The following is a 13,367-nucleotide window of genomic DNA, read 5'->3' on the forward strand; positions in this document are numbered from 1 at the left end:
TTTTTATTTCTTGAATAATTTAAAAATAACTGCTCTTATCCTGCTTTGATCCTCCAGTGAAAGCTGGGGGCCGGAAGGCAAACAGAGGCCATTATCAAACAGAGTTTCGGCAACTGTAGTACCAAAATAAAGATACTGACTAAAAATAGGTTGCAAATGCAAAGGTTTCCACAACGGTCGTGATTCAATATTCTCTTCAGCTAGTGCCAATCGTACCATTTCTCTATCTATTCCACTGGTTTCCAAAGGATGTATTAAAATAGTAGTCAACCAATAATTTGCAAAAAAATTATCATTAGGCACGATAAAAACGCTGATTCCTTCTATATTTTTAAATAAATCGACATAAAATTCATGTATCGCTCGTTTTAATACAATATGATCATTCAACACTTCCATTTGTCCGCGACCAATACCGGCACAAATGTTACTCATTCGATAATTATATCCAATCTCACTGTGCTGATAATGCGGTGCCTTATCCCTAGCTTGTGTGGCTAAAAAAATAGTTTTCTCCTTAATTACTTTGGACTTAACTACAACAGCTCCACCGCCTGAGGTAGTAATTATTTTACTCCCGTTAAAAGATAAAACGCCTATATCTCCAAAAGTCCCACACATTTGCCCCTTATAACTACTCCCTAGCGCTTCTGCACTGTCTTCAAGAATAGGAATTTCATATTTATTGGCAAGCGTTCTCACTTCATCAATTTGATACGGTATTCCGTATAAATGAACTGCTATTATTGCTTTGGGTCTTTTTCCTTTGGCCAAACTATCTACAATAGCTTCTTCAAGAGCAATTGGACATAAATTCCAAGTTTCAGGCTCACTATCAATAAAAACAGGAGTGGCACCCAGATAAATAATGGGATTGGCGGAAGCCGAAAAAGTCATGCTTTGGCATAGAACCAAGTCTCCTGTCTGCACTCCCAGGAGAATCAAACCAAGATGTATGGCTGCAGTACCAGAATTTAAAACGGCAACATGTCCAGAACCCAAATAATTTTCGAGATCTTGCTCTAAAAAAGTCAAATTCGAACCCACTGGAGCTATCCAATTAGTGTCAAATGCTTCCTGTATGTATTTAAGTTCACTTCCCCCCATGTGCGGAGTCGAAAGCCAGATTTTATCTTTTGACATATTCATCAAAAATATGGAATTTATGGTAAGTTAAAATAAGAAAAATTTCGCTAGCGTTGTAGCTTTCCTTAAGATAGACTCCTTTACAATCGTATTATTCTTTAATTCAACAATGGTTTTCAAAAGGATAATCGTCAGTTCGAGGCAGAATTTTTTGCAAAAAAAGCAATATAAAATAACATTTAAAATTTTGAATCGGTTTAGCCAAATCGCTATTATTTACGAGACCCAAACGTCCTTCGCATCCGCAGTCGAGCGTCAAATATTTGAAGGATGCGTAAAAAGAAAAGCTGTCTGAGGACGAAGGACGAGTTTTTTTCTTTTAGCATTCGAAAATAAATTTGACCGACGAGGGTGTGTAGACTTGATTTTTTTGTTTCTTTTTTGATCAAGCAAAAAAGAAAATTATAATTCCTGGAAACCAAAATTACTTACCTTTAAAAAAGCGTCATTGGTAGTGATTTTTAAAGCTTAACTAAACCACTATGGAAGGAAAGTCCATATATTTGGTTTGGCCGACTGAAAGTCTGTACTGTTAAAATTTTACCACGACCCGAGCGATAGCGAACAGACGAAGTAATTACACAAATTTTCACAAATTAATTCGTGCTAATTTGTCTAATTTGTTGTAGAAAATAGTTGCAGAAGCTAAAGCTAAATGCACTAGAGTGCATAGTTTTAACTATTTTTGTGACCAATAAAAAAAACACTAATCGCTTACTTTTAGGGTTTTTAAGTTGTTTTCAAAGGGACGTTTCGATAAAAACACAGGGCAAATTACAATAATTATACCCAACCTTTTTGTTTTACCTACTTCCAAAAACAATAAACTCAACGGTCTTTAAAATAATCATGAGGTCTCCCCAAAAACTTCGGTTGTAATAATAGGCTAAATTCAGTTTTACTTTATCGGGAAAAATAATAGTATCATTACTAATCAAAGGATTTTCCTGTTGTTCCAAGAAGTGTTGCTCCTGGCTGTATTTCAAAGCCGCCGGACTGGTCAAACCAGGTTTTAATTCCAATATTTTTCGGTTCTCTCCTTCCAATACGTCATAATAACCGGGTAAATCGGGTCTTGGCCCTACTATGCTCATTTCTCCTTTCAAAACATTCAACAGTTGTGGCAACTCGTCTAATTTATATCTTCGAAGTAGTTTACCTATGCTGGATATGGTCCTCTTTTCTGAAGCTAAGTCAACTTGGATGGTACGAAGTTTATAAATTTTGAATTTGGCGCCGTATTGACCAATTCGCACTTGTAGAAAAATTCCATTGGTATGTGTGTCAATAATTGCCAGTAGCCAGGCGATTATTAGTACCCAAAAAAATAAAAGGAGTATAATCAGTGAAAAAAGGATATCGAAAATTCGCTTCGTCATACCTTTAAAAGTTTAAATTGCAATAAAAATTGCGATAGATAAAGCAAATCCTAAGAATTTGAACTAAGAATTTCTTAGCATCAATTGACGAACAATTACACCGCGAACCATTAAATAAACAAGGGTTAACAGCAGTAAAATTCCCCCAGCAAAATATAAAGACATCACGCCCTTACCATCCGTATAGATAACAATTGCGTTGATTCCCAATTGAAGTACAGCATAAATAACAGACACTAAAACATGGGAATATCCTTTTTCATTGGCCAAATATTGGTACAAATGAGAACGATGCGGTTGAAAAATATTTTCTCTTTTTATTAATCTATTTATAATAGTGATGATTGCATCAATTCCGTAAACAGAAAAGAAAAGGATGTAGGCAAATTGTCCCGTTCCAATTATTGTTTTTATCATCAAGTAGCCCAAGAAGAGTGCCATACTGATGCTTCCCACGTCACCTGCAAATGTTTTGGCTTTTTTTCGAACATTAAACAGTCCAAAAACAAAACAGGATAATCCCATGGTAATCAATAAGGGTAAACTCGCTTCATTTATAGGTAAAAAAGCGAAACTTACAATGGCTATAAGTGCGTATAAAACGGTTATTCCATTGATCCCATCCATGAAATTAAAGGCATTCACCCACCCTATCATTAATACAAACACAATGGGAAGCACCCATAATGCTTGAGAAAACAAGTTTAAATCATAAAAAACCAAACCTACGGCAATAACATGTGATGCAAATCTTGGCAACTGGGATAAGGGCTTGATGTCGTCGATAAAACTTACGACCGCAACCACTAGTACTGCCAGTGTAACTGGCCACGAAACGTATCCCAAAAAAAAAGCGATACTGATGGCTATCGGAAAAATAATCCCACCACCTCTTAAAGTAATGGTAGTATGGGAGGACCTGGAATTGGGTTTGTCTATAATATTGTATTTATCTGCAATTTTGAAATAAATAAGTTCAATACCAATCAATAAAAATAGTAATGCAATATAAACCATATTTTTTAACGCTATATAATAATCTCAAACCGAAAACTGAAAAACGGAGCACTGAACACTAATCCCTGCAAACTGCTACTGAATACTGATCTCTGAACACTGAACACTGAACACTAAAACCTACAATTTATACTTCAACAATCCCAAAAGATACGCTCCATATCCCGATTTTATCAATGGCTCAGCCAGGTCTTTTAGTTGTTGTTCGGTTATGAAACCTTGTCTCCAAGCAATTTCTTCTATACAACCTACTTTCAAACCTTGGCGCTCTTCAATAACCTGAACGAATTGTCCTGCCTGCATTAAGCTGTTAAAAGTTCCGGTGTCTAACCACGCAGTTCCTCTACTAAGAATACCTACTTTCAATGTCCCTTTTTCTAAATATACCTTGTTAACATCCGTGATTTCATATTCACCTCTTGGACTTGGCTTAATATTTTTAGCAATTTCCACCACCGAATTATCATAAAAATACAAACCCGGTACGGCATAATTTGATTTGGGTTCCGTTGGTTTTTCTTCAATCGAAAGTGCTTTCATGTTTTTGTCAAATTCCACCACACCATATCGTTCCGGATCCGAAACGTGATAGGCAAAAACAACTCCACCATCGGGTTGCGTATTGGATTTCAACAATTCATCCATATTGGATCCAAAGAAAATATTATCACCTAAAACTAGCGCCACACTGTCTTTCCCTATGAATTCTTCTCCAATAACAAATGCTTGTGCCAGCCCATTTGGAATAGCTTGCTCTGCGTAACTAAATTGACAGCCTATTGCAGTTCCGTCTCCCAATAATTTTTTGAAATTAGGCAAATCGTGAGGTGTCGAAATTATTAATATTTCATTTATCCCCGCCATCATCAAAGTAGATAATGGATAATAAATCATGGGTTTGTCATAAACAGGCATCATTTGCTTGCTCATGGCAAGTGTCAGAGGATGCAAACGGGTTCCGGACCCTCCAGCTAATATAATTCCTTTCATAGTTATGCTAATTTTACGAATTAATTCGAATTTTTCAAATTAATCATCCTTTTATAAGTTAATGAAGGCATGCCGAAATTGATCAACATGCCTAATTCCACATTTGTACATTTTAAATAATTTTTCAATTGTGCATAAAATGTGATTGGTATTTGTGATACTGCTTTTATTTCCAAAATAATTGTATCATAGCAAACAAAGTCTGATCTATATTGCTTTTTCAATTTCTGATTGTCGTAATATAAGTCCAATTTCACTTGCCTTTTAAACGGAATTTTTTGAATTTGAAATTCTTTTTCCAATGCTTCTTCATAGACTGCCTCCAAGAATCCTGCCCCTAATGAACGATGAACTTTCATGCAAGCCCCAATGATGACGAAGCTTTCTTCTTTGTAAAGTATTTTATTTGTAGCATCCATTAGTGAAATTCGGATTAATTCGAATTAATTCGTGTACTGTTTTTCGTAATAAGTGGCATACTCCCCAGAAGTTATATTATTTAACCACGTTTCATTATCCAAATACCAGTTTACAGTTCTTTCCAATCCTTGCTCAAAAGTAACAGAAGGTTTCCATCCCAGTTCCTTATTAATCTTTGAGGCATCGATGGCATATCTCAAGTCATGCCCCGGACGGTCTTTTACATAGGAAATCAGTTGTTCAGAAGTGCCTGCTGCTCTTCCTAATTTCTCATCCATTATTTTACACAGCAATTTCACCAAATCAATGTTTTGCCATTCGTTAAAACCCCCAATATTATAAGTATCGTGATTTTTTCCTTCATGAAAAACTAAATCAATCGCAACGGCATGGTCTTCCACAAAAAGCCAATCGCGGGTATATTTCCCGTCACCATAAACTGGCAAAGGTTTGTTTTGAATAATATTATTGATAAATAACGGAATTAATTTTTCAGGAAAATGAAAAGGACCGTAATTATTGGAACAATTAGTCAGTACATAAGGCAAACCATAGGTTTCTCCATACGCTCTGACAAAGTGGTCTGAACTGGCTTTAGAAGCGGAGTAAGGAGAATTGGGATCATAAGCAGTAGTCTCAGTAAACAATCCTTCGGAGCCTAAACTGCCATAAACCTCATCAGTACTAATGTGATAAAATCGTTTCCCTTCCATCTTATCTTTCCAAATCATCTTGGCAGCGTTCAATAAATTCACGCTACCAATCACATTAGTCTTTACAAATGCTAATGGATCAGTAATGGAACGATCCACATGCGATTCAGCAGCTAAATGCAATACTCCATCAAATTGATGTTCCATAAAAAGTGCATCAATAAAATCGGCATCAACGATATCCCCTTTTATAAAAGTATAATTGGGTGCAGCCTCAATGTCTGTTATATTTTCTAAATTCCCGGCATAAGTCAGTGCATCCAAATTAAAAATCTGATACTCCGGATATTTGTTTACAAAACGTCTCACGACATGCGAGCCAATAAATCCTGCTCCTCCAGTAATTAATATTTTTTTCATTTTATTACACTTTTTTATTTCTATTCTTTTTCAGAAATTAAAACATTAATATCCTTTGAAATTTTGTATTCCTAATCACAATTTTTAGCCGTAAACTTCTTTACAACGTCAAACCTTAAACTTCAAACCTTTTAAACTTTAAACCTTAAAAATTTACCCTTTCAGCAATTCCATACATTTTCTTAAACTCGCTTTATAATCAGGCACTTCAACACCATATGCATTTGCTATTTTACTTTTATCCAATAAAGAATAGGCAGGTCGTTTCGCCGGTGTAGGATAAGCTGATGATGGGATTCCACTGACATTACAGTCAAAATGGCCAATTTCTTTAATTGCTAAAGCGAATTCGGACCAACTAATTTCTCCTTCATTTGAAAAATTATAAATACCGGGTTGCCACTTACTATGGGTAACAATAGTCATGATGGCTTGCGCCAAATCGGCCGCATAGGTTGGACTTCCGACCTGATCATTGACCACATTCAAAGTGTCTCTTTCTTGCATCAGCCGAGACATGGTTTTCACAAAATTATTCCCAAAGTTACTGTAGACCCATGAAGTTCTTATAATGATGGCATTTGGATTAGCCTCCAAACAAGCCTTTTCTCCTGCTAATTTTGTTGCACCATATACATTGATAGGATTTGTTTTTGCTTCCTCAGTCAAGGCAGTGGCGGACGTACCGTCAAAAACATAATCAGTAGAAACATGAATTAATTTTGCATTATTTTCTTTGGCATAGGTGGCGATTATTGCCACAGCCAAATGATTTACGGCATCCGCTAAATCGTTTTCAGTTTCTGCCTTATCGACTGCTGTGTACGCACCGCAATTCAAAATAATATTCGGTTTTATCTTTTCTAACTGATTTCCCAAAACTGACAAATCATCTAATGAAACTTGCGTTCTGTCGGCAAAAAACCATTCAAATTGACCATAATTTTTGGACAACACCTCCAATTCCGAACCCAATTGTCCGGTTGCTCCTGTTACTAAAATTTTTTTCATTATTTGTGTAGTATGCTTTCGTCTTATTTTTTAGCACGAAACAGTATCGTTTTTTTTATTTTTTTTCTATTTCTCTCTTTTGAATTTCCTTTGTTCTTTGCGTTTAACAACAGGTGACACAGACTTTGCATTATTTGCATCTTTTCTGCGGACTTTGCGGTTAAAAATGCTCAATCCAACCGACAACTTTAAACCTTAAACTTTAAACTCTTTTCAAAACTCCCAATCAATTGCATCAAACCCCGGCAATACCAAATCCTTTTCGGAAACAATCACTTCACTTGGATTTATCTGCCAATCGATTGCCAAAGTAGGGTCATCAAAGCGAATCCCTCTTTCGCTGTCTTTATGGTACAATTGGTCCACCTTGTAAAGGACAGAAGCCGTTTCGCTTAACACCGAAAAACCATGAGCAAATCCGTGAGGAACCATCAATTGCTTTTTATTGTCCGCACTCAAAACCACACTGAAATGCTTTCCATAAGTCGCTGAATTTTTACGCAAGTCTACGGCAACATCTAAAATTTCTCCCTCTAATACACGGACTAATTTAGCTTGCGCAAAAGGATTAATCTGTAAATGCAAACCGCGAATCACGCCCCTTTGCGAGAACGATTGGTTGTCTTGTATAAATTGATACATGATCCCGTTTTCATGGAACTTGGCTTGGTTGTAGGCTTCAAAGAAATAACCACGCTCGTCATTAAAAACAGTTGGTGTTATAATTAATAAATCTTTTATGGCTGTTTTTTCAATGGTCATTGTATTATTTTATTTTATTAAAACTAAGGTTACTTTCGTTTGTGCAATTATTTATTAGACAAAAAAAGAGAATTATTGTTTAGTCTGGCAAATACTATGCTTTTATTTTTTAAATGAATCAAATGTTTTTAACAAACCTTCTTTGGATTCAATGGGCAAAGGCTTCCCGATTGCAATTACAATTTTTTGATTGCTAACTACATAATTTTCTGTCAATTTCTGTAAACGTTCGGAATTGAGTGGTAGATGCAAAGTATCACCTAGTTTGGCAATTTTTCGTATCCAAGAAGAACGGATATTCAAAATCTTATTTTTCTTTCCTAAACTTTGCCCTAATAAGTGAATTAATTCATTGGTAGATAGCGCTTCAATGTCTGAAACATTATAAATCCCAGAAGGAACCGCCTCATTCTCCAATAATTCTTTTATTACAAAACAAAGATTTTCGACACTCAGGAACGAACGCTCATTTTTGAATTCCCCTAATGGCCATGGTAATCCTTTGGAAACTAATTGATACAACACATTCAAATTTCCTTTGTTGCCGGGTCCATGAATCATACAGGGTCGTAAGATGTAAACTCTTTTCCCTAATGGTAATTCCTGAGATTCTACATACTGTTCTGCCTGCTGTTTGGATATGCCATAATGAGTTTTTGGATTCGGAACAACATCTTCCGTTAAGATTCCCTGCACTGTATCAGCAACTGCTTTCACTGTGCTTAAAAATATAAAAACGGTGGCATCTGATTGTAGGAAAGCGTCAAACACTTGTTTGGTTAATTCATAATTAGCCTCATAATAATCGGATGGATTAGAAACCTTTTTTAAATCGTGTGCTTTGCTGGCCAAATGAATAACCGCATCTGCCTTCAAATTAAATGCCTGATTAGGAATATAACGAACACTAATAGCGCGTATATCATATAATCCTTTCAGATACTGCTGAAGATTCTGTCCCACAAAGCCTGAGGCACCTGTTATTATAATTGTATTTCGCATTAATTAGTATATAAACGTAAATAAGCTTCTGACATCTTCTCTCTCGAAAAAAGTTTCACCCTTTCTAAAGCATTTGCGGAAAAAAGTTCATACAATGGTTTATCATTTATTATTTTTTCTATTGCCAATTGTAAAGCTGTCGCATTTTCCGGTTCCACTGTAATTCCGGAATAATCGTGTAAGGAAACAAAAGGAACACCTGAATCTAAACGAGTATTGATTACTGGCAGCCCATTTGCCATTGCTTCCAATTGAACAACGCCAAAAGCTTCTGCTTCGTTAATACTAGGCAAAATAAATAAATCGGAAGAAAGATATACCTGCGCTAATTTTTCGTCATTTGCGTTGGCAATGAAACAAACTTTATCTCTGATCTTTAAGCGGTCTACTAATTCTTCTAAATTTGCCTGCTCTTCGCCATTACCAACAACAGTTAGTTTTACATTCAAAGTCTCGATTGCCTTTATTAAATATTCTACGCCTTTGTACTTCCTTAATTTTCCTACAAAAAGCAACTTAAAACATCGATTTTCGGGATATTTTTTGCGTTCAGACAAGCAATATTTGGGATCAAAACTCAGTGGAATAACAGTAACTTTCTCTCTGTATTTTTTTAAAATATCGGATGCTTCAAATAATTGCGGTGATGTTACTACTATTGAATCCGCTCTATCCAATAATTTTTTAATCATTGGGTTGTAGACCTTTTCTATCCAACTCCATCTGGAATTTTTAATATTGGCATGCCAAGTGATTATGAATTTCTTATCATCCATTTTTTTTAGATACCTAAGTAAAGTGAACTCCATCGTTGGAAAAGGATAATGATGATGGATTACATTATGGTCCTTGATTAATTTCTTTAAGGAAGGATATCTTAAATTGAGAGGCTGGCTTTTTAGGTAAAGAGGTGTCGCTTCTTTGGTGACTGTAATCCTATTTAATTGATTCGTCTCCTTGCGGTAATTCCTTAAATGGTTGTTGGAATAAACTGTGAAATCTGTTGCATCTGAAATGGCAACAATCCCTTCTACTATATTTTTAACAACTGATTCCATACCACCTTGACAGGGATCGTAATATTTTACGATGTTCAATATTTTCATGACGTAGGATAACTATTTTTTATTACTATTCCCTCATTCGATGCACTAAGATCTAATGATCCAAGATTTCCCTTTCGAATAAGCTGCTTATAGACGGGTAACTTTTGGCCCTTTTCTCTTTTTTCTTTAAACTACATTTCTTATTCGCTAAAATAAAAAAATTATTGACCTAAACAGAGGCAAAAATACATCGTTATTAAATTATAATGGCTCATCTTTTCCGTTTTAAACAAAACTTTTAAGATACTGCAGTATAAACTGGACTCTATATCTTATTTTAAAATTCAGACTGTTATCACTTTTCATCCCTGAAGCAGTTACAGCAGCGCTATGCCGTTTGTATCTAATGAATTTATTATCTACAAAAGCCACCTTACCATTTTTTTCAGCGATAAGGCCAATCCACATATCATGTGCAATAAGATCTTTTGGAAATGGCAACGACTTCAACAATATACGCCGATCAAACACCATACAGCAACCTAAATAGGAGTTTTTGATAATATTTCTGAAAAAACCCTTTTGTGACTTTACTTTTTCAAAATAGGACCGAGCTATCACGTTATCCGATTCATCCACAACATTGGCATCATGAACAATAAGATTGATTTTTTTATCTTTTAACAGTAAAAGACATCCTTCGACTTTATCCTCTTCCCAGACGTCATCCTGATCAGATAAAAAAATGTAATCTCCCGTAGCATAGCTAAGTGCATTCTCGAAATTTCTGGTGACCTGATAGGATCTGCTTTGTTTATTGGGTTTGAATTGGCTGGAATCGTTCTGAACCAATCGAATCCTTGGATCTAAAAAAGCAGAAATGATGTTAATGGTCTCATCAGTAGACCCATCATCAGAAATTATTATTTCGTCGGTCGCAGACAATTGTTTGATTATACTTTGTACTTGTTCTTTAATAAATTTCTCTCCATTAAAGGTGGCCATACAAACTGAAATTTTCATATTCTTCATTTTTATGCTATTATTCCTCATTCTTTTCTTTCCACTTAATCAAAAGATTATCCTCCTCACTAGGTGTAACAAAAAAGTAATTGCGATAGGGAACTAGCACACTTTTAGTCATTGGGTTGGAAATAATTCTGGAAAAACGAATGGTCGGAAAAATTAATATTAATAAAACATAGGGAAAATAGAGTGCCTTTGGGATAAATTTAATTAAATAAACAAAAACAAAAGCTACTCCTAAATAAAAATAATATGAAAAACGATCTGCAATATCCTTGGAGTCCGAGAAAAAAATATTGATAATTATAAAAATAAAAAAGGAGTTGATAAAGAATCTCAATTTATAATTATTAAAATCAATTTTCTCATAATTAACAAAAAGTAATAAAAGGTAAATCGCATATAGCATCCCGACAATACTTATGGAACTTTGTGCTTCGGCCGTTGTAGAATTTAAATACAGTTTTTGTGCAAAGATCAATTCGGGAAAATAGGTACTTAATCTTTCCAATATAGTAGTAACAAAGGAAAAATGGGTGATCATTGTGACCAAATGCAAAAGCAAAAGCAACAATATAAAGATTCTGCTAAATTTAATTTTAAAAACGAAATACAAGGGTATGAATATTAATGCGCTAACATGAAATAAGGACCCCAAAACATTTAAAAGAAAAAATTTAAAAAAACTGTTGTTAATATATTTGATGCTCAATAGAAAAATATAGAAGGCGATGGATTGTCTTAAAATATCAAATTCCCGAAACATAGTAAAGGAAATGAACGTCGCTAAAAATAAAAATTTATAGGTTATCGTATCTTCTTTCCAAGTAACATAAAACAATACCGTGTAGCAAAAGACGGAAACCAATACTGTTAAAGCCTGTAGGCTACTGCTCGTCTCCGGATCAAAAACCATGTTAATTAGGGAAATTAAAATCTTAAATCCGTACTCAATCCCTTTTTCCGCTTGAAAATTAGTCGCATTTCCCGATAAAACATCCCAAAATGGTTCGATACCCCGAATTATTGTATTGTAATTATACCAGTCATTGGCCATCTTATAACGAAACCCAATAAAAAAAACAAGGACGAACCAAAAAATAAAAAAAAGTAATTTCTCTATTTTTTCAAAGGACTCAATCTTTATTAAATTGAACAATGAAATAATAAAAAGAAAGCTAAAAAATAAAATGTATGGAATCATTTAATTGCTTGCTAAAAGTTGAGTATATAGGTCTACAAGCAATTTGCTATTCCTGGAAACGGCGGCATTATCTGGAACTAAACCAAGCGTGTCAATTGGTTTGGAATCCGATAGAATTTGCAATATGCAATTTTCCAGACCCGTTTCATCTTTCAAATCATATACATAGCCGTTCCCTCCGTCTTTTATGTATTCAGAAAGTGCCCCCACATTAGACACAATTACAGGTGTTTTAAAAGCAGCAGCTGTCATCAAAACTCCGCTTTGAGTAGCATCCCGATACGGACAAATTAAAACATCAGCTTGCTCAAACAAAGATTTAATTTCACTATCGTCAATAAATCTATTGATGGTAATCAGTGAAGACGAACCGACTAATTCATCCGGCAACTGATAGGAATAATTTCCATTTCCGGCAATGACCAGTTTGATATCCGGGTATTTTTGAATCACTTTTGAAAAAGCACTCAGCAACTCATCGATTCCTTTGTAAGGCGATAGCCTTCCAAAAAACAAAAGCAACTTTTCATTGGGCAACTTATCGAGCTCCGGTATCTTTTTAGTGCCTATTGCCCCATACGAATAGTACGGAACTAACCGTAAATCGGCAACCGGTACCGTAGGATGAAACACTTTTTCAAACAAAAGTCTGCTGTATTCCGAAAAAGTAGCGAACGCAGCAATCTTACTAAAAAGAAATTTGCGCATGATCACATAGCCCCAATTTTGTTCCCCTGAGTGGGCAACCGGATCGTGCACGTTCAATACTATCTTTCTGTTTTTCAGTAATAATGCAAAAGCCAACATTCTCCCAAACATATCATCAAAGTGAATAATCTGCGGTTTTATATGCTTTAGCTGTTTGAAAAGCGCTCTAGTAATCCGTACGATATTCATTCCTATTTTAGGGGGAAAGAATACAAAATGAACGGATTGACACCCGGCAAAATAGTGTTCAAACAACTTTATATTTTCAATTTTATCTTTTATCGAATCGAATGTATAGATACCGTCGAGAGCAAAACCATCTTTTAATTTAAAAATGGTATGATTGGGGGTTTGCAAACTCACACAAACCATTACATGCAAATTCACATGTTGTTTTAAATCATTTATTTGTTCCGCAGAATAATCCAGTAATGGAGGCGAACAGAAATATAAGATATTCATTAGTGTGGAAGTTAAACTTAAAAACTATATTTTCAATCCTGCATCGGCAGGAAATAAAGTTAAGTGGTATATTAGAATACCGATTTTTATTTCAATTTTTATTTGCGAACGGACTTCAATA

The 13,367-nt window shown here is 35.0% G+C and carries 13 protein-coding genes; all 13 read right to left on the minus strand.

Annotated elements, in window-relative coordinates; genetic code table 11:
• Positions 1-3 precede the first annotated feature (3 nt).
• The 13 genes from H4V97_RS06970 to H4V97_RS07030 all read right to left on the minus strand — a co-directional run bounded on the left by H4V97_RS06970 (position 4) and on the right by H4V97_RS07030 (position 13,246).
• Positions 4-1,143, minus strand: a complete 1,140-nt coding sequence (locus H4V97_RS06970; protein ID WP_209549319.1) for a DegT/DnrJ/EryC1/StrS family aminotransferase — start codon at positions 1,141-1,143, stop codon at positions 4-6.
• A gap of 806 nt (positions 1,144-1,949) precedes the next feature.
• Positions 1,950-2,525, minus strand: a complete 576-nt coding sequence (locus H4V97_RS06975; RefSeq protein WP_196849367.1) for a sugar transferase — start codon at positions 2,523-2,525, stop codon at positions 1,950-1,952.
• Between the two features lie 63 nt (positions 2,526-2,588).
• Entirely contained in the window at positions 2,589-3,542 is a 954-nt protein-coding gene (locus tag H4V97_RS06980) for a UDP-GlcNAc--UDP-phosphate GlcNAc-1-phosphate transferase (protein WP_196849368.1), read from the minus strand.
• Positions 3,543-3,662: 120 nt separating this feature from the next.
• A complete protein-coding gene (gene rfbA, locus H4V97_RS06985) occupies positions 3,663-4,532 on the minus strand; it encodes a glucose-1-phosphate thymidylyltransferase RfbA (protein WP_196849369.1) in 870 nt (289 codons plus the stop codon).
• A gap of 20 nt (positions 4,533-4,552) precedes the next feature.
• Positions 4,553-4,951: a GxxExxY protein gene (locus H4V97_RS06990; protein WP_196849370.1), complete on the minus strand. Its 399-nt coding sequence runs from the start codon at positions 4,949-4,951 to the stop codon at positions 4,553-4,555.
• Between the two features lie 24 nt (positions 4,952-4,975).
• Positions 4,976-6,025, minus strand: a complete 1,050-nt coding sequence (rfbB, locus tag H4V97_RS06995; RefSeq protein WP_209549320.1) for a dTDP-glucose 4,6-dehydratase — start codon at positions 6,023-6,025, stop codon at positions 4,976-4,978.
• 153 nt (positions 6,026-6,178) lie between these two features.
• Positions 6,179-7,036 (minus strand): dTDP-4-dehydrorhamnose reductase, encoded by an 858-nt coding sequence (gene rfbD / locus H4V97_RS07000; protein WP_209549321.1) that lies wholly within the window; start codon positions 7,034-7,036, stop codon positions 6,179-6,181.
• Between the two features lie 213 nt (positions 7,037-7,249).
• A complete protein-coding gene (gene rfbC / locus H4V97_RS07005) occupies positions 7,250-7,798 on the minus strand; it encodes a dTDP-4-dehydrorhamnose 3,5-epimerase (RefSeq protein ID WP_209549322.1) in 549 nt (182 codons plus the stop codon).
• Between the two features lie 102 nt (positions 7,799-7,900).
• Positions 7,901-8,800 carry an NAD-dependent epimerase/dehydratase family protein gene (locus H4V97_RS07010; RefSeq protein ID WP_209549323.1) on the minus strand — a complete coding sequence of 300 codons (900 nt, stop codon included), beginning with the start codon at positions 8,798-8,800 and terminating at the stop codon, positions 7,901-7,903.
• Complete coding sequence (locus H4V97_RS07015) at positions 8,800-9,906, minus strand: glycosyltransferase (protein ID WP_209549324.1); 1,107 nt, start codon at positions 9,904-9,906, stop codon at positions 8,800-8,802. Before H4V97_RS07015 ends, H4V97_RS07010 begins: the two co-directional genes overlap by 1 nt.
• A gap of 225 nt (positions 9,907-10,131) precedes the next feature.
• On the minus strand, positions 10,132-10,869 hold the full coding sequence (locus tag H4V97_RS07020; RefSeq protein WP_245345211.1) for a glycosyltransferase family 2 protein: 738 nt from the start codon (positions 10,867-10,869) through the stop codon (positions 10,132-10,134).
• A 19-nt stretch (positions 10,870-10,888) separates the two neighbouring features.
• The gene (locus H4V97_RS16015) at positions 10,889-12,076 is read right to left on the minus strand and encodes an EpsG family protein (protein WP_209549326.1); all 1,188 of its coding nucleotides are present in this window, start codon (positions 12,074-12,076) and stop codon (positions 10,889-10,891) included.
• Complete coding sequence (locus tag H4V97_RS07030; RefSeq protein ID WP_209549327.1) at positions 12,077-13,246, minus strand: glycosyltransferase family 4 protein; 1,170 nt, start codon at positions 13,244-13,246, stop codon at positions 12,077-12,079. It lies immediately after the preceding gene.
• Between the last annotated feature and the right edge of the window lie 121 nt (positions 13,247-13,367).

It is taken from the genome of Flavobacterium sp. CG_23.5 (assembly GCF_017875765.1).
Taxonomy (GTDB): domain Bacteria; phylum Bacteroidota; class Bacteroidia; order Flavobacteriales; family Flavobacteriaceae; genus Flavobacterium.